Here is a 21,277-nt window from a genome sequence, read left to right on the forward strand (position 1 = left end):
CTTCCACGAGTGTCCCCTTGCTCGGGCTGTCAACTCTCCGCGTTGCCGCCCTCGCTGCGCGCAAACGGGGCCCCGGTGAAGGACGCCGGCGCGTCGAACGCCGCCCGACGTGTGGCGCGGCGCAGCGCCCGCAGCACCGTGCCGCCCACGGTGAGGGTGAGCACCACGGTCAGCAGGGCGCGCGGCAGGTCCCAGCCCAGGGAGGTGGCCAGGACGTAGGCGGCGAACTTGGCCAGCTTCACCTCCAGCGGATCCCCGGGGACATGGGAGATCCCACTGGCCAGTCCGCCGATGAACGGCCAGCCCTGGAGGTTCATCACCACGCCGTACAGCACCGAGGCGACGGCCCCGTACGCGGCGAGCAGCGCCAGCTCCCGCCGCCCGCGCAGACTGTGGGGGCCGGGCAGCAGGCCCGCGCCCATCGCCACCCAGCCCATCGACAGCATCTGGAACGGCAGCCACGGCCCGACCCCGCCGGTCAGCAGCGCCGAGGCGAACATCGACACCGCGCCCAGGACGAACCCGAAGCCCGGCCCCAGCACCCGGCCGGAGAGCACCATCAGGAAGAACATCGGCTCCAGGCCCGCCGTGCCCGCCCCCAGCGGGCGCAGCGCGGCGCCCGCGGCGGCCAGCACGCCGAGCATCGCGACGGCCTTGGCGTCCAGCCCGGTGTCGGCGACGGCCGCCACCGCCACGGCCAGCAGCAGTGGCAGCAGCGCCGCGAACAGCCAGGGCGCGTCCCCCGAGTGGGCCAGCCCGGAGGCGGAGTCGGCCAGCAGCGGCCAGCCGAAGGCGGCCACCCCGATGGCCGAGACGATGCCCAGGGCCGCGGCGGAGCGCGGCCCGATCCGTACGGCGCGCACCTGGCGGTCGGTCCGGTCGGTTCGTTCGGCCCGCCCGGTGCCCGGGGTGTCCGGGGCGCCGGTCACACGCCCACCCCCGCTTCCTCCAGCGCGGCCCGCACCTGGCCGACCGTGAGCCAGCGCCGGGGGGCGAGGATCTTCGCGGTCTGCGGGGCGAAGGCGGGGGAGGAGGTGACGACCTCGGTGCTGGGGCCGTCCGCGACGATCTCGCCGTCGGCCAGGATCACCACCCGGCGGGCGAGTTCGGCGGCGAGTTCCACGTCGTGGGTGGCCAGGACGACGGCGTGGCCGTCGTCCGCCAGTGCGCGCAGCACATCCGTCAGCCGCTCCTTGGCCGCGTAGTCCAGGCCGCGCGTCGGCTCGTCCAGGAGCAGCAGGGGAGGAGCCGCGGTGAGGACGACGGCGAGCGCCAGGGCCAGGCGCTGGCCCTCCGACAGATCACGCGGGTGGGTGCCGTCGTGGACGTCCGGCAGCAGGGCGGAGACCAGGGCGCGGCAGGTGCCGGGCTCGGCGCCCGCGTCGCGGTCCGCGCCGGCGCACTCGGCGGCGACGGTGTCCGCGTACAGCAGGTCGCGCGGGTCCTGCGGCACCAGGCCGACTCGGCGCAGCAGTTCGGAGGGCCGGGTGCGGTGCGGCACGGCGCCGGACGCACCGCCCAGGCGCACCGTGCCGCGCGCGGGCTCGTACATGCCGACCAGGGTGTTCAGCAGGGTGGACTTGCCCGCGCCGTTGCGGCCCATCAGCGCGATCGTCTCGCCCGGCCGCACCGTCAGGTCCACCTTCTCCAGGGCGGTGATCCGGCCGCGGCGCACGGACAGCGAGGAGACCTGGGCCAGCGGTTCGGCGCCGTCCGGCCCGCCGCGCCCGTCCGGCCCGCCGCGTTCGGCGGGCTGCTCCAGCGCGTCCAGCCGCTCCCGCAGCACCGACGCCCTGCGGCGCGCGTCCCGCACCGACAGCGGCAGCGGGGACCAGCCGGCCAGCCGCCCCAGGGCGACGACGGGCGGACGGACCGGTGAGAGCGCCATCACCTCGGCCGGCTCGCCCAGCACCGGCGCGGCGCCGGGCGCGGGCAGCAGCAGCACCTGGTCCGCGTACTGCACCACGCGCTCCAGACGGTGCTCGGCCATCAGCACGGTGGTGCCCAGGTCGTGCACCAGCCGCTGGAGGACGGCCAGCACCTCCTCGGCGGCGGCCGGGTCGAGCGCGGAGGTCGGCTCGTCCAGCACCAGCACCCTGGGGTGGGTGGTCAGCACCGAGCCGATGGCGACGCGCTGCATCTGTCCGCCGGAGAGGGCGGCGACGGGGCGGTCGCGCAGATCGGCCAGGCCCAGCAGGTCCAGGGTCTCCTCGACGCGGCGGCGCATGGTGTCCGGCGGCAGGCCCAGGCACTCCATGCCGTAGGCGAGTTCGTCCTCGACGGTGTCGGTGACGAAGTGGGCCAGCGGGTCCTGGCCCACGGTGCCGACGACGTCGGCCAGTTCGCGCGGCCGGTGCGCGCGGGTGTCGCGGCCGTCCACGGTCACCCGGCCGTGCAGGGTGCCGCCGGTGAAGTGCGGCACCAGCCCGCAGACGGTGCCCAGCAGCGTGGACTTGCCCACGCCGGACGGGCCGACGACGAGCACCAGCTCGCCCTCGGGCACGGTGAGGTCCACCCCGTGCACGGCGGGGGCGGCACCGTCCCCGTAGGTGACGGAGACCTGGTCGAATCGGATCATGCGCGGGTCGTCTCCTTCGCCGGCGGGGTCTGCCCGGTGCGGGAGACGGACCCGGCGTCGGTTTCGGTTCGGGGGGCGGGTACGGGGGCGACGAAGGCCGGGAGCAGCCCGGCCAGTACGGCCGCGGCGGGCCACAGCGGCAGTTCGGGCGCGGTCAGCGGCACCGGGGGCGGGGTGAGGGCCTCCGGGGCGAGGCCGGCGGCCCAGGCCACGGCCGCGCCGACCGCCGCGCCGGAGGCCGACACCAGCCAGGCGCGCGTTCCCCAGCGGTCGGGCCGGTAGCGGCTGCGCACCGCGCGGCGCCCGCCCAGCCACAGCCCGCCGAGCGCGGCGGCCAGCCCGAGCAGCAGCACCGGCAGTCCGTAGACCGCGCCCTGGGCGGCCAGCAGCCCGTACGTCCCGGCGCACACGCCCAGCAGCCCGCCCAGGGTGAGGGCGGCGGTGGTGCGGCGCACGGCGGGCGGCACCCGCGCGGTACGGCCGTAGCCGCGCGCGTCCATGGAGGCGGCCAGCGCCACCGAGCGCTCCATCGCGCCCTCCAGGACCGGCAGCCCGATCCGCAGCACCGCCCTGATCCCCTTGTCGTCGCGGCCGCGCAGCCGGCGGGCGGCCCGCAGCCGGCGGACGTCGGCGACCAGATGGGGTGCGAACGTCATCGCCACGACCACGGCCATCCCCGCCTCGTACAGCGCGGCGGGCAGGGACTTGAGCAGCCGGGCGGGGCTGGCCAGGGCGTTGGCCGCGCCGACGCACACCAGCATGGTGGCGAGCTTCAGCCCGTCGCGCAGCGCGAACACCAGCCCCTCGGCCGTGACCCGGCCGCCGATGCGCACGCCCCGCGCCCAGTCGGGCAGCGGTACCTCGGGGAGGGTGAACAGCACGGTGGTGCCGGGGATCGGGGAGCCGAGGAAGACGGCGAAGACCAGCCTGATCACCAGCACCGCCAGGGCGATCTTCAGGAAGGCGCCGTAACCGCGTGCCCAGGGCGCGTCGGTGCGGCGGGCCGCGACGACGTACGCCGTGACCGCGATGATCAGGGTCAGCAGCAGCGGGTTGGTGGTGCGGGAGGCGGCCGTGGCCAGCCCCAGCGCCCACAGCCACCACGCGCCCGCGTGCAGCGCGTTGGAGCGCGTCGCGCGCGGGGCGCGCAGGGCCGACAGGGGCTGCCGGGGGGTCATGACCGTCGCCGGCGGGCCTGCCAGACGGCCGCGGCGGCGAGCACGGCGACGACGGCGCCGCCCCCGATCAGCCCGGCGGAGGGGCCGCCGCCGTCCCCGGAGGCGGTGTCCTCGGGAGCGGAGGAGTCCCCGGAGGCGCCGGCCGTCTTCGCCGCGGAGCCGGAGACCTGCTCACCGCAGCCGGTGCGCGGATAGCCGGCGATGGCGCACAGCAGCGAGTCGGAGTTGTACCGCAGCGGCTTCAGCACGGCGGCCAGCGCTTCGGCGGCGGTCCCGTCCTCGGGCACGCGCGCGCACTCGGTGCGGCCCCGGGGCGGCCCCTCGCCCTCGGGCGCGTCGGCCCGGGTGCCGAAGTCGACGCTCAGCGCGATCCGCTTGCTCCCCTCCCCGGCCTCGGCGTTGCCGCAGATCTCCCCGAAGCCGCCGGCCCCGCGGGGCCTGTCGGCCTCGGCGGAGTCCTCGCTGACGGCGAACCGGAAGCCCAGTACGTCGCCGTCCTCGGGCCGCAGTGTGCCCGGTCCCTGCGTGGCGTACGTCCACCGGTCGCCGTCGTGCTCCCAGAAGGACCAGTAGCGGTAGCCCGCGGCGTGCGCGGGGGCCGAGCCCACCGCCGCCGGCACGGCGGTGAAGACGGTGGCGAGCACGGTGGTGAACACGCCGGCGAGCACGGTGCGCGGCGCGGTCACCGCGCCCGCCTCTTCCGGACGCTGATCAGGAAGCCGACGCCCGCTCCGGCGGCCAGGCCCGCGCCGATGAGGGACCACATCACCGGCGAGCCGCTGCCGCCGTCGCCGTCCTCCGCGGCGTCCTGCCGGCCGCCGTCCTCGCCGCCGTCGGTACCGGAGGGGACGGACACCGGGGCCGGGCCGGTGTCGTTCAGCCGCTCGACGAGGTTCACCCCGCCGAAGTCGGCCGGGTCGCCGCCCGCGGCGCGGGCGGCCAGGACGAGCTGGCCCAGGGCGGCCGGGCTGCCGGTGGTCTTGTCCCAGGAGCCGAGGTTCTTCTCCAGCCAGGCAAGGGACTTCCCGGCGGCGTCGAGGTGGCCGCCCGCGGCCAGGGCGATCACGGCGTCGGCGGTGTTGCCGTAGTCCGGCTGCTCCTCGGCGCCGGGCATGGCGGACTTCAGGTGCCCGCCGCCCGCCTCCAGCACCCGCGTCAGATAGGCGGCGCCGGCGTCCGCGGCCCGGGCCGGGGTGCGCTCCGCGCCGCCCTCGTCGTTCTTCCCGCACTCCAGGGCCTCCGCGGCCCCGCGGTCCCCGCCGCCGGTCCGGACGGCCGGGCCCTCGCCCCGGGCGGCCAGTACGGCGGCGGCCGTCGCGTCGTCGTTCGCGGCGAGGCGGCCCTTCTCGTCGGGCTGGTAGGCGAAGGCGCCGCGCTCGTCCTCCTCGGCGTCGCAGCCGAGCTGGAAGCCGAGCAGGGAGTCGTAGGGGGATCTCTCCTCCTTCGACGAGAGCGTCTTCGCCGGGTCCTCGCCCGCGGCGTCCAGGGCGCCGATCACGACGGAGACGGAGTTGGCGTCGCTGGGGCTGCCGGGGTTGAAGCCCCAGCCGCCGTCGTCGTTCTGGACCAGCCGCAGCCACTCCACGGCCCGCTCCACCCGCTCACCGTGGCCGCCGAGGGCGGCCAGCGCCTGGACGGCGGCGGCCGTGGCGTTGACGTCGGCCACCGTCTTCGCGGTGCACGCCTCGGCGGGGTCGGGGCGGTGGGAGGCGAAGGAGCCGTCCTCGCACTGCTGGCCGGTCAGCCACTCCACGGCCTCGGACGCGGGCTTCACCCCGACCGCGTCCTGGGCCAGCAGGGCCGTCGACTGGCGCCACACACCGTCGTACTGCGGGTCGTCCTTCCCGTACAGCCCGGACGGCAGGTCCCGCTGTGCCGGGGCCTGCGCGGACGGCGACTCGTCGGCGGCGGCGACGGGGGCCGCGACCGCGCAGAGCACGGTGGAGGCGGCCAGGGCCGCGGTGGTGCGGCGCAGGGACATGGGCGGGTGCCTTTCTCGTGGCGCAGCCGTGCACGGACGGCCGGCCGCGCTCACCGCACGGGGCACACCGGGCTCGGCTCCGCATTCCTCGACGGTGCCGGTGCCGGGACCGCGCCCCGCCGTGCGGCGGGGACGGCTCCGGGAGCCTTGCGTGCCCGGGCGGGTGCTCCGGCTGTACGGCGGACGGTTCGGTGTCCGCCTGCTCACGGTTGCGGGTCAGCGCCGGATTCGCACCGGCTTCCCCCACTCGGGCACAGGACGTTTCGCGGTTCACTCTAACGGGCGTGGTTCCGGCCGGGCCGCGGGTGGGAGCGGGATCACACCGGCGACCCGGCCCGTGGCGCGCAACGGGGTGTTCCGGCGCGGTTCTCCCATCCGTTCCGTGGTTCTTTCCAGTGGTTCATACCAAAGAACCCCTGTGCTTCCCTGCGCATTTCGTTGACGCGCGTAGCGCGGGTCCGCCACTCTCGGCGGGGCGCGAATGCCCCCGGCGCGGGGACGGTCGCGCCGGGGGCCGTCCGCCCAGGCCGTGACGGCCGTCCGGGTGGCCGGGTGCTCCTTTCCGGACTTTTCCGGGGTCCTGTGCGGAATTCCTGTCGACGGTGGACGGAATCGCTGGGGAAATCCGGGAAATTATTGACGTGTACATGACTTTCGGGGTAGGAATTCCTTCCGACCACCGGCGTGAGCGAGCAGTCGATGCTCACCCCCACGCACATGCTGACCGGGAGGAAGAATGTTCCGACGCCTCACCACCTGGAGACGGACGGGCACACCCGTGCTCGCCGCACTGGCCGCCGCGGCGCTGATCGCCACGGGCCAGCCCGCGAGCGCCGCCCCCGCCGACCCGGCGCCGCGTGCCCCGGTGAACCGGGCCTTCGAGCGGGCGGCCGACCAGTTCCAGGTCCCGCGCGACCTGCTGGTCGCGGTGGGCTACGGGGAGACCCACCTCGACGGCCACGGCGGCGATCCCAGCCACGCGGGCGGCTACGGCGTGATGCACCTGGTCAGCAACCCCGAGCGCCGCACCCTGGAGAAGGCCGCCGCACTGACCGGCGAGCCGGCCGCCGACCTCAGGAAGGACACCGCCGCCAACATCCTCGGTGGCGCCGCCGTCCTGCGCTCCTACGCCGACGAGCTGGGCCTGGACGCCGCCGACCGCCGCGACGCGGACGCCTGGTACCCGGTGGTGGCCCGCTACGGCGGCGCGGACGACGACCGCACCGCCCGGCTGTACGCCGACACCGTCTACGACTTCCTGGAGGACGGCTTCAGCGCCCTGACCCCGGCCGGCGAGCGGGTCACCGTACGGCCGCGGGAGACCGAGCCGGAACTCGGCCGCTACGCGAAGGTCCGCCCGCCGGGCGCCTCGTCCGGGGCCGGCACGCTGAGCACCGACTACCCGCCCGCGCTGTGGGCGGCGGCGCACTCCAGCAACTACACCCCCGGCCGCTCGTCGGCGATCACCCATGTGGTCGTCCACGTCACCCAGGGCTCCTACGCCGGCTCGATCAGCTGGTTCCAGAACCCCAGCTCCAACGTCAGCGCCCACTACGTGATCCGCTCCTCGGACGGCGAGGTCACCCAGACGGTCCGCGACCGCGACACCGCCTGGCACGCCAGGTCCGGCAACCCGTACTCCATCGGCCTCGAACACGAGGGCTACGTCGACAACCCCTCCTGGTTCACCGACGCCATGTACCGCTCCTCGGCCGCGCTGACCCGGCACCTGTGCGACCGCTACGGCATTCCCAAGGACCGGTCGCACATCGTGGGCCACGTCGAGGTGCCCGGCAACGACCACACCGACCCCGGCCCCAACTGGAACTGGACCTACTACATGCAGCTGGTCCGCGACGGCGACGCCACCGCCCCCGTCCAGCTGAACTTCACCTCCTACAGCACCCTGCGCAGCGGCTCGACCGGCGCCCAGGTGAAGGCCGCCCAGCACCTGCTCAACAGCCACGGCTTCGACGCCGGCACGGTGGACGGCGTCTTCGGCTCCGGCACCGAGAGCGCGGTGCGGGCCTTCCAGAACAACCGCTCCCTGACCGCCGACGGCGTCGTGGGCGCCCGCACCTGGACCGCCCTGCTGTCGGCCGGCACCAAGCCCGTTCTCAAGCAGGGGAGTTCGGGCGCGGACGTGGAGCGGCTGCAGCGCTCCCTGACCGCCGCGCTCGGCCGCACCGTGGACATCGACGGCGCCTTCGGCCCCAACACCGAGACCGCCGTGCGCGACTACCAGAGCAGCCGCGGCCTGGCCGTGGACGGCATCGTCGGCAGCGGCACCTGGGGCGCGCTCCAGGCCGGCCGCTGAGCCCGGGAACCACCGCGGGACCCGTCGACGTCACACCGGTCCGCACCGCCGCCCGGCGGTGCGGACCGGTGCTTTTCCACGGGCCCGCGGCACCCCCACCCGCCACGGGAACCACTCGTGCGTTCCTCACGGCCGACTCGTGACAGGTGTGACTGTTCCGCCCCTCCGGCGCCGTGGAAAGGTCTTCCCCAGACGCCGCCGGTGACCGAGAAGGCCGAAGGGGGAACGATGAGCAAGGGCTACGCCGTCTTCTGCGACGCCGACCGCCACTTCTACGACGCCCCCCACCGCCTCTCGGACGAGGCCGGACGGGCCGGCACCTACGAGGCCGCCCGCCGCCCGGCCCCCGCCGGCTGGCAGCGCCACCGCTTTGGCGACTGGCTGGCCCTGCGCCCGCTGGAGGCCGAACTCCCCGCCCAGGGCTGGAAGATCCACGTCTCGGCCTGCCTGGACAACGCCGAGCGGATCCTGGAGAAGGTGTGGGACTACTGCGTGTCCCGGGGCGTGGCCTTCAAGTTCATGCCCAGCCGCTACCTCCTGCACAACCGCAACGCCAAGTACGCCGACCGCGGCGCCAGCGGGAAGTTCGTCACCGTCTACCCGGCCGGCGACGAGCAGTGCCGCACCATCGCCGGGGACCTCGACGCACTGCTGGCCGGCGAGAGCGGGCCGTACATCCTCAGCGACCTGCGCTGGGGGAACGGTCCGGTGCACGTGCGCTGGGGCAGTTTCACCGAGCGGCACTGCTACGAGGACGGCGAACTGCGCCCCGCCGTCGAGGACGCCGAGGGCCGCCTGGTGCCCGACCGCAGGGACCCGGCCTTCCACGTCCCCGATTGGATCACGCTCCCCGACTTCCTGCGGCCCCATCTGGAGGCCCGCGGCGCGGCGAAGGTCGCCGACATCCCCTACCGCATCGAGAAGGCACTGCACTTCTCCAACGGCGGAGGCGTGTACGTCGGCACCGACACCCGCACCGGCGAGAAGGTCGTCCTCAAGGAGGGCCGCCCCCACGCCGGCCTCGCCGCCGACGGCGCCGACGCCGTGACCCGCCTGCGCCGCGAGAAGGAGGCGCTGGAGAGGCTGTCCGGCCTGCCCCAGACCCCCGAGGTGCGCGACTGGTTCCAGCTCGGCGACCACTGGTTCCTGGTGCTGGAGTACGTCGACGGCCGGCCGCTCAACAGCTTCTTCGCCCTGCGCCACCCGCTGATCGAGGCGGACCCCGGTCCGGAGGGCATCGCCGGGTACACCGAGTGGGCCCTGCGCATCCACCGGCTGGTGGAGGAGGCCGTCGAGGCCGTCCACGCCCGCGGCGTGGTCTTCAACGACCTGCACCTGTTCAACATCATGGTCGCCGAGGACGAGCGGTCGGTGACCCTGCTGGACTTCGAGGCCGCCGCCCACATCGACGAGGGCCGCCGCCAGGTCATCGCCAACCCCGGCTTCGTGGCCCCCGCCGACCGCAGGGGGTTCGACGTCGACCGCTACGCCCTGGCCTGCCTGCGCATCGCGCTCTTCCTGCCGCAGACCAGTCTGCTGGCGATCGACCGGGGCAAGGCGGCGCACCTGGCCGAGCTGGTGGCCGAGGAGTTCCCCGTACCGCGCGAGTTCCTCGACGAGGCCGTGGCGGAGATCCTCCGCGGCTGGGAGCCCCCGGAGCCGGACGGCGCCGGGCGCGGGCCGGGCGGCACGGCCCAGGAGGGGACGGCGGGTGCCGCGACGGGCGCGCCCGGGCGGGGCTACCTGCCCGTCCACCCCGCCGACTGGCCGCGCAGCCGCGACTCGATGGCGCGGGCGGTGCTCGCCTCGGCCACCCCCGAACGTGAGGACCGCTTCTTCCCCGGCGACATAGCCCAGTTCGCCGCCGGCGGCGGCGCGTCCTTCGCCAACGGCGCGGCCGGCGTGCTCCACGCCCTGGCCGAGACCGGCTGCGAGAGGTGCCCGGACGCCGAGGACTGGCTGCTGCGCAGGACCAAGGAGCCCGCCTCCGGCACTCCGCTGGGCTTCTACGACGGGTTGTCCGGCATCGCCTGGACCCTGGAGCGCTTCGGCCACACCGACCGGGCCCTGGAACTGGCCGGGACGGTCGTGGAACAGCCCTGGGAGGACCTGGCCCCCGACCTGCACGGCGGACTGTCCGGCATCGGCCTGGCACTGGACTCCCTGGCCGCCTCCACCGGCGAGAGCACCCTGCGCGAAGCGGCGCTGCGCTGCGCCCGCCTGGTCGCCGACAAGGGCGTGCGGGAGGCCGGACGCGCCGCGGACCGGTCGTCGGCCGGGCGCGGCCCCCGGGCCGGGCTGCTGTACGGCTCGGCCGGCCAGGCCCTGCTCTTCCTGCGGCTGCACGAGCGCACCGGCGAGCCCGGACTGCTCGACCTCGCCGCCGACGCCCTGCGGCGCGACCTCGACCACTGCGTGACGAGCGCCGGCGGCGCCCTCCAGGTGGACGAGGGCTGGCGCACCATGCCCTACCTGGGCGAGGGCAGCGTCGGCATCGGGATGGTGCTGGACGACTACGCCGCCCACCGCGACGACGAGCGGTTCGAGCGGGCGCGGCACGACATCCTCAGGGCCGCCCGCTCCAGGTTCTACGCCCAGCCGGCCCTGTTCCGGGGCACGGCCGGGATGATCCTGCACCTGAGCCGCACCACCGTCGGCGACCCCGTAGCCCACGGGGCCGGCCTGCGCCGCCAGATCGCCTCGCTGACCCGGGCCGCCGTCCCGTACCAGGGCCTGCTGGCCTTCCCCGGCGAGCAGATGATGCGCCTGTCGATGGACCTCGCCACCGGCACGGCCGGCTGTCTGCTGGCCCTGGGCAGCGCGCTGCACGACGACCCCGTGCACCTGCCCTTCCTCCCGCCGCCCTCCGGGCGGCCCCAGAGCCGGTCTCTCGTCAGGGAGGCCGTACCGGAAAATCCCGTCCCCACGGAAACGAAAGGAACAGAGAAATGACGCTTCTCGACCTGCAGACCCTGGAGACCTCCGAGGACAAGGGCACCGTCGCCGGCGGCGGCTCCGAGGCCAGCCTGCTGCTGTGCGGTGACAGCTCCCTGAGCGTCACCACCTGCAACTGACCTCGCCACCGCGGGATCCGGTCCCGCGGTTGTGAAACGGTCGACGCGGTCCCGGGCGGTCACAGCGCCCGGGACCGTGTCGCCGTATCCCGGGTCTACCCCGGCCGCCCCGCGCGTACCCCTGCCGCGCCGCCCACGGACGCGAGGAGCCCACCGCCCATGGCGCCCCAGCCCGCAGCCGATCCCGCTGCCGCAGACGCCGCCGACAGGACCGGTACGGCCGGTACCGGCGTTCCGGCCGGCCGCGTCCTGACGGCCGCCATCCGCCACAGCGCCGGACGCGCCGCGGTGATCTGCCTGCTCGCAGCCGCGTCCGCCGCCGCGGCCGTCGCCCTGCCCGCCGCGCTCGGGCACACCCTCGACCTGGCGCTGGACGGCGCCGGGGAGGCCGCCCGCTGGACGGCGCTGTGCGCGCTGCTGGTCGCGGCCGAGGTGCTGCTGGACGCGGTGAGTGCGCGTCTCACCGGCACCACCGACGCCCGCTCCACCGCCTGGCTGCGCCGCCGCGGACTGGGGCACCTGCTGGCCGTGGGCCCCCGGCGGGCGGCCCGCTTCACCCACGGCGACCTGGTGACCCGGCTGTCGGGCAACGCGGCCGAGGCCGGCGCGGCCCCCACCGCCGCCGCCACCGCCGTCTCCTCGCTCCTCACCCCGCTCGGCGCCCTGGTGGCGCTGGTGCTGGTGGACCCCTGGCCCGCCGCCGCCTTCTGCGCCGGAGTCCCACTGCTGGTGCTGCTGCTGCGCGCCTTCGCCCGCGGCTCCTCCGACAGCGTCTCGCGCTACCAGCGCGTCCAGGGCGAGATCGCCGCGCGCCTGGTCGAGGCCCTCGCCGGCGCCCGTACCCTCGCAGCCGCGGGCACCGCCGACCGCGAGAGCACCCGCGTTCTGGCCCCGCTGCCCGAACTGGCCGCCCATGGACGGCGGATGTGGCATGTCTACGGGCAGGCCATGGTCGGCGGCGGTGTCCTGGTCCCCCTGCTGACGATCGCCGTCGTGGCGGTGGGCGGGGTACGGCTGGCCGCCGGGGAGCTGAGCGTCGGCGAACTGCTGGCCGCCTCCCGCTACGCGGCCCTGGCCGCCGGGATCGGCGCGGTCACCGGCCGGCTCGGCGCCCTGGTGCGCAGCCGCGCCGCGGCCCGCCGCGTCGGCGAGCTGCTGGCCGTGCCCCCGGTCGCGTACGGCTGCCGCGACCTGCCGCCGGACGGCACCGGACGGCTGGAGCTGCGCCGCGTCACCGCCGTGCGCGGCGGGCGCGAGGTGCTGCGCGGCGTCGATCTGGTGGTGCCCGGCGGCGCCACGATGGCCGTGGTGGGGCGGTCCGGTTCGGGCAAGTCCACCCTCGCCGCGCTCGCCGGGCGCCTGGCCGACCCCGACGGGGGGCGGGTGCTGCTCGACGGCGTTCCGCTGGACGGGCTCGACCCCGCCGCACTGCGCCGCGAGGTCGGCTACGCCTTCGAGCGGCCGGCCCTGTTCGGGCGGACCGTGGGCGAGGCCGTCGCCTTCGGCGCGTACGACCCGGGCCCCGGCGCCGTCGAGGACGCCGCGCGGGCGGCCAGCGCGGACGCCTTCGTCCGCCGCCTGCCCGCCGGGTACGGCACCGCGCTCGCGAACGCGCCGCTGTCCGGCGGCGAGTTCCAGCGCCTGGGCCTGGCCCGTGCCTTCGCCCACGCGGGACGGCTGCTGGTGCTGGACGACGCCACCTCCAGCCTGGACAGCGTCACCGAACTCCAGGTGAGCCGGGCGCTGACGGGCCGGGTGCGGGCCGGCACCCGCCTGCTGATCGCGCACCGCGTCTCCTCCGCGGCCCGCGCGGACCTGGTCGCCTGGCTGGAGGACGGCCGGGTGCGGGCCGTCGGACCGCACGAGGCGCTGTGGGAACTGCCGGACTACCGGGCGGTTTTCGCGGCCGGGGAAGGCCCGGAGAGCCGGGAGGTACCGGAGGGCCGGGAGGTCCCGAGGACCCCGGCGGCCCGCGCCGCGGCGGAGGAGGGGCGGTGAGCCCGGTGAGCCGTACCGCCCCGGGCCCGGCCCGCCGCCTCCTGCCGCACGCCGCGCGCTTCCTGCGCCGCCGCCGGCGCGTCCTGGTCCGGCTCGGCGGCTGGTCGCTGCTGGAATCCGCGCAGACCTTCCTGGTCGGCTACGGCGTCGCCCAGGCCCTGGACCGCGGCTTCCTGGCCGGGAACACCGGAACGGGACTGGCCTGGCTGGCGGTGGCCGCCGCGGCGACCGTCGTCGGCGGCCTGGCCGTACGGGGGGTCTTCCGCGGGCTGGCCGACCTCGTGGAGCCGCTGCGCGACGGGCTGCTGCGCCGGGTGGTGACCCGCGCCCTGCACGGGGCGGTGGCCGAGCCCGCCCGGGCGGACAGCTCATCGGTCTCCCGCCTCACCCACCAGACCGAGCTGGCCCGGGACAGCTTCGCCGGGCTGGTGCTGGTGCTGCGCTCCTTCGTCTTCACCGCGGCCGGGGCGCTGGCCGGGCTGGCCTCCCTCCACCCCCTGCTGCTCCTGGTGGTGCTGCCGCCCCTGGTGCTGGGGCTGCTGCTCTTCACGGCCACACTGGTGCCGATGGCATCGCGCCAGCGGGACTTCCTCGACGCGGACGAGGCCCTCTCCACGCGCTACGGAGCCGTCGCCGCCGGGCTGCGGGACGTCGTGGCGTGCGGAGCCGAGCGGCGCACCGCCGGGGAGGCGGACGCGCTGGTGGCCACCGAGGTGGGGGCGGCCCGGTCGCTGGCCCGGTGGGCCGCCGCCCGCACCGTGGCGCTGGGCGTGGCCGGGCATCTGCCGATCGTGCTGCTGCTGTTCGCCACCCCGTGGCTGCTGGACCGGGGGCTCACGGCGGGCGCGCTGCTGGGCGCGTTGACGTATCTGACCCAGTCGCTGCTGCCCGCCCTGCGGACCCTGATGAGCGCTCTGGGGGCGGCGGGCACCCGGCTGCTGGTGATCCTGGACCGGCTCGTCGGCGCGGAACCGCCGCGGGAGAGCGCGCCGGCCGCCGCGGAACCGTCTCCCGCGACCTCCGCCGCGAAGCCCGCCACGCCTCCCGCGCCCCCCGTGCCCGCGCCCGCCGCGCCCGCCTCCGCCCGGTGCGCGGCGGGCTCCCGGGTGGAGCTGCGCTCGGTGACCTTCGCCTACGGCCCCGGCGCCCAGCCGGTGCTGCGCGAGGTGGACCTCACGGTCGAACCCGGCGAGCACCTGGTCGTCGTGGGTCCCAGCGGCATCGGCAAGTCCACGCTCGCCGGGCTGGTGGCGGGCCTGCTCATCCCCGGCCGGGGCGAGGTGCTGGTGGACGGTGCCCCTCCCCGTGCCGCCGGGAGGGGAGCGGGCGAGCCGGCGCGGCGGCGTGTGCTGATCCCGCAGCAGGCGTACGTGTTCACCGGCACCCTCCGCGAGAACCTGCTCTACCTGTGCCCGGACGATCCGCCCGGCGAACCGCCGGAGAGCGGCCCGGAGGAGAGGGTGGCCGCCTCGGTGGCGGCGGTCGGGCTCGGACCGCTGGCCGCCGGGCTGGGCGGGCTGGACGCGGTGGTCGACCCGGCAGCCCTCTCCCAGGGGGAGCGGCAGCTCATCGCGCTGTGCCGGGCCCATCTGTCGCCCGCGCCCCTGGTGCTGCTGGACGAGGCCACCTGCCACCTGGACCCGGAGGCGGAGGCGCGCGCCGAGCGGGCGTTCGCGGACCGGCCCGGCACGCTGGTGGTGATCGCCCACCGGATCAGCTCGGCGCACCGGGCCGACCGGGTACTGGTGATGGACGGCGCCCGCGCCACCGCCGGCAGCCACCGCGAACTGCTCGGCCGCTCACCCCTGTACCGCGATCTGGTGGGGCGCTGGCACGCCGGCCGCGACGGCCGGCCCGCCTCCCGGCCCGGCCGGGAGAGCACCCCGGCCTGAGGCCCCGTCCGGGCCCGGACGGGCGCACGCGTGCCCGCGCACACGTGCGCCCGGCCGGACGGCGGTCCGGTCGGGCCTCGTCCTGCCGGCGCCTACACCCAGCCCGCGCCCTGCGATATCCGTATGGCGTCGATTCTGTTGCGCGCCCCGGTCTTACGGGTGATCGCCGACATGTAGTTGCGTATGGTGCCGTGCGAGAGATGCAGCCGCCCGGCTATCTCGGAGACCGTCGCGCCCCTGGCGGCCAGTGACAGAACGCTCAGCTCCCGTGCGGTCAGGGGCATGTCGGCGGCGCGCAGCAGGTCGTGGGCGAGGGATTCGTCCACATATCTCTTTCCCGCGGCGACGTGCCTGATCCCCTCGAGCAGCCGCTGCGGAGTGGCGTCCTTGTTGACGAAACCCAGCGCTTGCGCGTCATACGCCCGGCGCAGTGCGCCGGGCCGTCCGGGAGTGGCCAGAACCAATAGCCCGCATTTTGCCGATGTCATATGCCGACACAGTTCCGCCATGCCGGCCACATCCGGGGCCCCGGGGCCGTCCATGTCCACGACGCACACGTCCGCCCGCGGGGTCCGGAGCCGGCCGGGGTCGTTCGACCAGGGGGCGTCGCGCACCTCCAGGTCGGGTGCATCGTTGAGCAACGCTGCCAGGCCGGACCGCAGCAGGCCGAGGTGGTGCACCAGCAATACCTGAATCACGTTCGGCTCCTCCAGTGCCCTGATCGGGGGACGTTCGTCGAACACCCGTCAACAGATACCTACAAATGACACCGGTTAACGCAGAGTTTCAGCCAGTACCGGTGAGTAGTAGGAGCGTTGGGGGCATTCGGGGGGCGCGCGGAGCGCAGACCCGGATTACCGGCGCACGCCGTCGATCGTTTCCGAGGCGATCAATATGCAAACCGTTTCGATGTCTTCTTGGACTTGTTCGATCGAAATGCGTCCGGAGAGCCATCCGATCAGTGCCGAATGCCAGGTGTGCGCTATGACGCGGACCGCCGAGAGCCGCTCCGGCGTCGGCGCGCCCCGCGCTCCCACGGCGTCCAGGATGATCTCGGTGGTGAGCCGGGAGACCGCGTCGACCTCCGCGCCGGCCGAGCGGTCGGCGAAGGTGAACGCCCGCAGCATGGCCTCCGCCAGGTTCGGCTCCCGCTGGAGCGCGCGGAAGGCGCGCATCAGCGTCACCGCGACCCGGGCGGCCGGCTCCGGCTCCTGCGGGGGGTGCCGGTGCAGCGTCTCGTGCAGCCGTTCCAGCTGGTCGTACATGGTGGCGACCAGCAGGTGCACCTTGGAGGGGAAGTAGCGGTAGAGCGTGCCCAGCGCGACGCCCGCGGCCTCGGCGACCTCGCGCATCTGCACCGCGCCGAAGCCTCCGCGCCGGGCCAGCCCGGTGCTGGCCGCCAGGATGCGGCGGCGGCGTGCCTCCTGGCGCTCGGTGAGCGCAGGAGCGGAGGGGAAGCCGGTATGTGCCGTCAAGTCTCTCCTGCCGTCTGTCCCGTCGGGTCCGGGCGGCTCCCGCGCGGACCCGGGCCGCGAGAGGGCCCGGGAGACCGCATCCTCGCAGGACGGAGCCGTGGCGTGAATCACCCGGACCGGCTCGGTCCGGGACTTCTACCGGCCGGTAATCTTGCGAGCCGGACCCGCCCGGCCCCCGGAGGCGGACGGGGCCGGGGGCCGGGCCGAGCGTGCCCGGGGCATCATTGAAACTTGTTGCAGAATATCGCCGGCGGTTACGCTCCGGCGGAAATTCGCCGCGAGGACCTTCGAGAAGGGGGCCGTGAGTGACGGCAGAGGCCACCTGGGGCGCCGCGCCCGGACCCCTGGCGGGCGAGGCCGCCGACGGCGGCCGGTCGCTGCGGATCGCGCTGCTCACCTACAAGGGGAACCCGTTCTGCGGCGGCCAGGGCGTCTATGTGCGCCACCTGTCGCGCGAGCTGGCCCGGCTCGGTCACCGCGTCGAGGTGATCGGCGCCCAGCCCTACCCCGTCCTGGACCGGGAGGACGGTCTGCCGGGGGAGATCGCCCTCACCCGCCTGCCCAGCCTCGACCTCTACCGGCAGCCCGACCCCTTCCGCAACCCGGGGCCCGGCGAGTACCGCGACTGGGTCGACGCGCTGGAGGTCGCCACCATGCGGACCGGGGGCTTCCCCGAGCCGCTGACCTTCTCACTGCGCGCCCGCCGCCACCTGGCCGCCCGGCGCGGCGAGTTCGACGTCGTCCACGACAACCAGACCCTCGGCTACGGCCTGCTCGGCCTGGACCGGCTCGGCTTCCCCCTGGTCACCACCGTCCACCACCCCATCACCGTCGACCGCCGCCTGGACCTGGCCGCGGCCGAGGGCTGGAGACGCCGGGTCTCGGTGCGCCGCTGGTACGGCTTCACCCGTATGCAGAAGCGCGTCGCCCGGCGGCTGCCCACCGTGCTGACCGTCTCCGGGTCCTCCCGCCGGGAGATCACCGAGGACCTCGGAGTGCTCCCCGAACGCGTCCACGTCGTGCCCATCGGCGCCGACACCCGGCTGTTCTCGCCCGACGCGGCCGTCCCCGAGATCCCCGGCCGCATCGTCACCACATCCAGCGCCGACGTCCCCCTCAAAGGGCTGGTCCACCTCGTCGAAGCCCTGGCCAAGGTCCGCACCGAGCACCAGAGCGCGCATCTGGTCGTCGTCGGCAAGCGCCCGGAGAAGGGGCCGGTGGCCGAGGCGATGGAGCGCTACGGGCTCGGCGGCGCGGTGGAGTTCGTCAAGGGCATCAGCGACCGGGAACTGGCCGGCCTGGTACGCGGCGCCCAGATCGCCTGCGTGCCCTCCCTCTACGAGGGCTTCTCCCTGCCGGCGGCCGAGGCCATGGCCACCGGCACCCCCCTGGTGGCCACCACCGGCGGCGCCATCCCCGAGGTCGCCGGCCCCGACGGCGAGACATGCCTGGCGGTGGAGCCGGCCGACGCCGGCGCGCTCGCCGCGGCGCTGGGCAGGCTGCTCGGCGACGCGGAACTGCGGGCGCGCCTGGGCGCGGCCGGACGGGAGAGGGTGCTGCGCCGCTTCACCTGGGAACAGGCCGCCCGCGGCACGGTGGAGCACTACCGTGCCGCCGTCGCGGCCCGCACCCTCGCCGCGACCGCCTTCGGCTAGCCGCCGCCCGCCGCTTCCGGCCCGTCACCGCATAGCACCGCACCGAGGAAGGCAGACACCAGTGCTGACCGTGGACTTCTCCCGCTTCCCGCTCGCCCCCGGGGACCGGGTCCTGGACCTGGGGTGCGGCGCCGGACGCCATGCCTTCGAGTGCTACCGGCGCGGCGCCCGCGTCGTCGCGCTGGACCGCAACGCCGAGGAGATCCGCGAGGTCGCCGAGTGGTTCGCCGCCATGAAGGAGGCCTGCGAGGCCCCGGCGGGCGCCGAGGCCACCGCGATGGAGGGCGACGCCCTGGCCCTGCCCTTCCCCGACGGCAGCTTCGACGCCGTGATCATCTCCGAGGTGATGGAGCACATCCCCGACGACAAGGGCGTCCTGGCCGAGATGGTCCGGGTGCTGCGCCCCGGCGGCCGGATCGCGGTGACCGTGCCGCGCTACGGACCGGAGAAGGTGTGCTGGACGCTGTCCGACGCCTACCACGAGGTCGAGGGCGGCCACATCCGCATCTACCGTGCCCGCGAACTGCTGGCGAAGATGCGCGGAGCGGGCCTGAAGCCGTACGGCACCCACCACGCGCACGCCCTGCACTCCCCGTACTGGTGGCTCAAGTGCGCCTTCGGGGTGAACCGGGACGGCGACGACGCCGCGCTGCCGGTGCGCGCATACCACAAACTGCTGGTCTGGGACATCATGAAGAAACCGCTGGCCACCCGCCTCGCCGAGGACCTGCTCAACCCGGTGTTGGGCAAGAGTTTCGTGGCCTACGCCACCAAGCCGCACCTGCCCTCCGGCGCCGTCTCCGGTCAGGAGACGGCGTGACGAGCCCGGGCCGCACCGAACGGCTGGTCCTGCCCGGCGTCCTGACCGCCGAACAGGCCGAGCGGACCGTCGCGGGCATCGCCGCCCTCCAGCGGGAGGACGGCGCGATCCCGTGGTTCCGGGGCCACCACCTCGACCCCTGGGATCACGTCGAGGCCGCCATGGCGCTGGACGCGGCCGGGGAGCACGAGCGGGCCGAGGCCGCCTACCGCTGGCTGGCCGGGCACCAGAACGCGGACGGTTCCTGGTACGCCGCCTACGCCGACGGGGACGCGGCCCGCCCCACCGACCTGGGCAAGGAGACCAACTTCTGCGCCTACGTGGCCGTCGGGGTGTGGCACCACTACCTGGCCACCGGCGACGACACCTTCGTGGACCGCATGTGGCCGGTGGTCCACGCGGCCGTGGAGTTCGTCCTGGAACTCCAGCAGCCCGGCGGGCAGATCGGCTGGAAGCGCAAGGCCGACGGCACCCCCGTCGCCGACGCCCTGCTGACCGGCTGCTCCTCGATCCACCAGGCGCTGCGCTGCGCGCTGGCCCTGGCCGAGCACCGCGAGGAACCGCAGCCGGACTGGGAGCTGGCACTGGGCTGGCTGGGCCACGCGGTGCGCCGCCACCCCGAGCGCTTCCTGGACAAGGACCGCTACTCGATGGACTGGTACTACCCCGTCCTGGGCGGCGCGGTGACCGGAGCCGAGGCCAAGGAGCGCATCGAGTCCGGCTGGGAACGCTTCGTCGTCCCCGGCCTGGGTGTGCGCTGCGTGCTGCCCAACCCCTGGGTGACCGGCGGCGAGAGCGCCGAACTGGCCCTGGCCCTGTGGGTGATGGGGGAGTCCGACCGGGCGCTGGAGATCCTGCGCTGGATGCAGCACCTGCGCGCCGAGGACGGCCTGTACTGGACCGGCTACGTCTTCGACGACGAGGCCTTCTGGCCGGAGGAACTGACCTCCTGGACCGCCGGTTCGCTGCTGCTGGCCGTGGCCGCGCTCGGCGGCGACGAGGCCACGGTGTCGGTCTTCGGCGGCGAGGGGCTGCCGGCCGGACTGGAGCCGGACTGCTGCTGAACCGCTGCTGGGCCGGAGCCGTTCCGCGTGGTGGCGGCCGGACGCGGCGAACGGTCCGCCGGTCGTCCCGCACCGCTTCCCGCCGCACGCATGCGGCAGGCCCCGCCCGGTACCGGGCGGGGCCTGCCGCATGTCTGCTCGGGCGTCCGCCCGCGTGTCCGCCGCGCGACCGCGCGGGGAATCAGCCGCGCTGGATGCCGGAGGTGTCCTGCAGGACGCCGCGGCGGCCGTCCTGCGTCTGCGCCACCAGCGCCTGGCCGCGCTGCTCCACCGCCAGGTACCAGGTGCCCGGGGCCAGTTCGGCCACCGGGGCGGGGGAACCGTCCTCGCCGTACAGCGGCCGGGCGACCGGCACGGCGAACCAGAACGGCTGGAAGTTCGGGTCGGCCGGAGCGCCGCCGCCCGCCGGGGCCGCCTGCTGCTGCGGAGCCGGCCGGCCCCCGCCGTACGGCTGCTGCGGCTGTCCCTGCTGCGGCTGTCCCTGCATGTGCTGACCGGGCTGACCCGGCTGCGGGCCGCCCGGGTAGCCGTAACCGCCCTGCGGCTGCATCGGCTGGCCGGCCTGGCCGGGCTGTCCCTGCATGTGCTGGCCGGGCTGGCCCGGCTGGGCGCCGGGGTAGCCGTAGCCGCCGGTCTGCGGACCCGGGCCGTAGGGGGTCGGGGTCTGCGGGGAGGGGGCCGGCAGCAGTGGGGCCCTGAGCGCGCCCACGGTGCTGCCCAGGACGGCGAAGGCCGCCATGAGCAGGCCGCCGAGGAGGGTCAGCCAGGCGCCCGCGCCCAGGTCGATGCCGCGGTTGAGGTTCTGGCCCTCCGGGTCCGGCGCGATGGTGGCGAACATCGACCACAGTGCCGCCCAGCCGACGAAGACCGCCAGCGCGGTGCCCCACTGGTCGAGGCCGAGCCCCGCCACCTTGCGGTCGCCGGGCAGTATCCGCCCGAAGACGACCAGCGCGGCCGCGATCAGCGCGGCGAGCGTCACGGTCGGCAGCAGCGGGAAGAGCGCGGGCTCCCAGCTGCTGACCGTGCAGTTCTCGGCGCAGTCGTCGGCCTTGAAGAAGGCGAGGAACGAGGCGATGAACAGCAGCACCGCTGCTCCGACAACCGCGCCATCGCTTCGGGTGAGCGAGCGGATGTTCACGTAATATCCTTAATCGGTTTCGTCATGGTCTGGTCAGACGGGGGCGGGCCCCATCGTACGGAAGGACGCTCCGCGCAGTCAGGCGGGTTCTCCGGCCCGGCCCCGGT

General features: G+C 75.3%; 16 protein-coding genes and 1 riboswitch. Of the genes, 8 read left to right on the top strand and 8 right to left on the bottom strand.

Annotated features, from left to right (window positions below):
• Positions 1–29 precede the first annotated feature (29 nt).
• The 5 genes from ACGRHY_RS19520 to ACGRHY_RS19540 are packed head-to-tail and all read right to left on the bottom strand — an operon-like array spanning position 30 to position 5,737.
• Positions 30–929 (bottom strand): ECF transporter S component, encoded by a 900-nt coding sequence (locus tag ACGRHY_RS19520; protein ID WP_394636601.1) that lies wholly within the window; start codon positions 927–929, stop codon positions 30–32.
• Positions 926–2,578 (bottom strand): ABC transporter ATP-binding protein, encoded by a 1,653-nt coding sequence (locus ACGRHY_RS19525; RefSeq protein ID WP_394636602.1) that lies wholly within the window; start codon positions 2,576–2,578, stop codon positions 926–928. The genes ACGRHY_RS19520 and ACGRHY_RS19525 overlap by 4 nt, the downstream gene beginning before the upstream one ends.
• Entirely contained in the window at positions 2,575–3,756 is a 1,182-nt protein-coding gene (locus ACGRHY_RS19530; protein WP_394636603.1) for an energy-coupling factor transporter transmembrane component T, read from the bottom strand. Before ACGRHY_RS19530 ends, ACGRHY_RS19525 begins: the two co-directional genes overlap by 4 nt.
• Complete coding sequence (locus ACGRHY_RS19535; protein WP_394636604.1) at positions 3,753–4,442, bottom strand: SCO2322 family protein; 690 nt, start codon at positions 4,440–4,442, stop codon at positions 3,753–3,755. The genes ACGRHY_RS19530 and ACGRHY_RS19535 overlap by 4 nt, the downstream gene beginning before the upstream one ends.
• On the bottom strand, positions 4,439–5,737 hold the full coding sequence (locus tag ACGRHY_RS19540; RefSeq protein ID WP_394636605.1) for an SCO2321 family membrane protein: 1,299 nt from the start codon (positions 5,735–5,737) through the stop codon (positions 4,439–4,441). Before ACGRHY_RS19540 ends, ACGRHY_RS19535 begins: the two co-directional genes overlap by 4 nt.
• Positions 5,738–5,927: 190 nt before the next feature.
• Positions 5,928–5,980: riboswitch (cobalamin riboswitch) on the bottom strand.
• A 493-nt stretch (positions 5,981–6,473) separates the two neighbouring features.
• Between ACGRHY_RS19540 and ACGRHY_RS19545 the strand changes: the two genes are divergently transcribed.
• The 5 genes from ACGRHY_RS19545 (at position 6,474) to ACGRHY_RS19565 (ending at position 15,018) form a co-directional block, all read left to right on the top strand.
• Positions 6,474–8,054, top strand: coding sequence for a peptidoglycan-binding protein (locus ACGRHY_RS19545; RefSeq protein WP_394636606.1), 1,581 nt, complete (start codon positions 6,474–6,476; stop codon positions 8,052–8,054).
• Positions 8,055–8,282: 228 nt separating this feature from the next.
• Positions 8,283–11,006 (top strand): class III lanthionine synthetase LanKC, encoded by a 2,724-nt coding sequence (gene lanKC / locus ACGRHY_RS19550; RefSeq protein ID WP_394636607.1) that lies wholly within the window; start codon positions 8,283–8,285, stop codon positions 11,004–11,006.
• Positions 11,003–11,128, top strand: a complete 126-nt coding sequence (locus ACGRHY_RS19555) for a SapB/AmfS family lanthipeptide (protein WP_206346249.1) — start codon at positions 11,003–11,005, stop codon at positions 11,126–11,128. Before lanKC ends, ACGRHY_RS19555 begins: the two co-directional genes overlap by 4 nt.
• A 159-nt stretch (positions 11,129–11,287) precedes the next feature.
• Positions 11,288–13,126, top strand: coding sequence for an ABC transporter ATP-binding protein (locus ACGRHY_RS19560; RefSeq protein WP_394636608.1), 1,839 nt, complete (start codon positions 11,288–11,290; stop codon positions 13,124–13,126).
• A 5-nt stretch (positions 13,127–13,131) separates the two neighbouring features.
• The gene (locus ACGRHY_RS19565; protein WP_394638124.1) at positions 13,132–15,018 is read left to right on the top strand and encodes an ATP-binding cassette domain-containing protein; all 1,887 of its coding nucleotides are present in this window, start codon (positions 13,132–13,134) and stop codon (positions 15,016–15,018) included.
• Between the two features lie 92 nt (positions 15,019–15,110).
• Here the strand turns inward: ACGRHY_RS19565 and ACGRHY_RS19570 are convergent, their stop codons facing one another.
• Both ACGRHY_RS19570 and ACGRHY_RS19575 read right to left on the bottom strand, forming a co-directional pair.
• Complete coding sequence (locus tag ACGRHY_RS19570; protein ID WP_394636609.1) at positions 15,111–15,716, bottom strand: LuxR C-terminal-related transcriptional regulator; 606 nt, start codon at positions 15,714–15,716, stop codon at positions 15,111–15,113.
• A gap of 156 nt (positions 15,717–15,872) precedes the next feature.
• Positions 15,873–16,493 (bottom strand): TetR family transcriptional regulator, encoded by a 621-nt coding sequence (locus tag ACGRHY_RS19575; RefSeq protein ID WP_394636610.1) that lies wholly within the window; start codon positions 16,491–16,493, stop codon positions 15,873–15,875.
• Positions 16,494–16,798: 305 nt separating this feature from the next.
• Here ACGRHY_RS19575 and ACGRHY_RS19580 point away from each other — a divergent pair, with 305 nt between their 5' ends.
• The 3 genes from ACGRHY_RS19580 to ACGRHY_RS19590 all read left to right on the top strand — a co-directional run bounded on the left by ACGRHY_RS19580 (position 16,799) and on the right by ACGRHY_RS19590 (position 20,032).
• Entirely contained in the window at positions 16,799–18,148 is a 1,350-nt protein-coding gene (locus ACGRHY_RS19580) for a glycosyltransferase family 4 protein (RefSeq protein ID WP_394636611.1), read from the top strand.
• Between the two features lie 61 nt (positions 18,149–18,209).
• Positions 18,210–18,968, top strand: coding sequence for a class I SAM-dependent methyltransferase (locus ACGRHY_RS19585; protein ID WP_394636612.1), 759 nt, complete (start codon positions 18,210–18,212; stop codon positions 18,966–18,968).
• Positions 18,965–20,032 carry a prenyltransferase/squalene oxidase repeat-containing protein gene (locus ACGRHY_RS19590; RefSeq protein ID WP_394636613.1) on the top strand — a complete coding sequence of 356 codons (1,068 nt, stop codon included), beginning with the start codon at positions 18,965–18,967 and terminating at the stop codon, positions 20,030–20,032. The genes ACGRHY_RS19585 and ACGRHY_RS19590 overlap by 4 nt, the downstream gene beginning before the upstream one ends.
• Before the next feature lie 181 nt (positions 20,033–20,213).
• On the opposite strand, the gene ACGRHY_RS19595 is transcribed toward ACGRHY_RS19590, so the two are convergent.
• Positions 20,214–21,170: a DUF5336 domain-containing protein gene (locus ACGRHY_RS19595; protein WP_394636614.1), complete on the bottom strand. Its 957-nt coding sequence runs from the start codon at positions 21,168–21,170 to the stop codon at positions 20,214–20,216.
• Positions 21,171–21,277: the final 107 nt, after the last annotated feature.

This window comes from Streptomyces shinuiensis (assembly GCF_043660855.1).
In the GTDB taxonomy this organism is placed as follows: Bacteria; Actinomycetota; Actinomycetes; order Streptomycetales; family Streptomycetaceae; genus Streptomyces.

Coding starts and splice junctions, on each gene's coding strand:
- ACGRHY_RS19560 (WP_394636608.1), top strand. CDS start 11,288: ATGGCGCCCCAGCCCGCAGCCGATCCCGCTGCCGCAGACGCCGCCGAC.
- ACGRHY_RS19555 (WP_206346249.1), top strand. CDS start 11,003: ATGACGCTTCTCGACCTGCAGACCCTGGAGACCTCCGAGGACAAGGGC.
- ACGRHY_RS19540 (WP_394636605.1), bottom strand. CDS start 5,737: ATGTCCCTGCGCCGCACCACCGCGGCCCTGGCCGCCTCCACCGTGCTC.
- ACGRHY_RS19525 (WP_394636602.1), bottom strand. CDS start 2,578: ATGATCCGATTCGACCAGGTCTCCGTCACCTACGGGGACGGTGCCGCC.
- lanKC (WP_394636607.1), top strand. CDS start 8,283: ATGAGCAAGGGCTACGCCGTCTTCTGCGACGCCGACCGCCACTTCTAC.
- ACGRHY_RS19530 (WP_394636603.1), bottom strand. CDS start 3,756: ATGACCCCCCGGCAGCCCCTGTCGGCCCTGCGCGCCCCGCGCGCGACG.
- ACGRHY_RS19545 (WP_394636606.1), top strand. CDS start 6,474: ATGTTCCGACGCCTCACCACCTGGAGACGGACGGGCACACCCGTGCTC.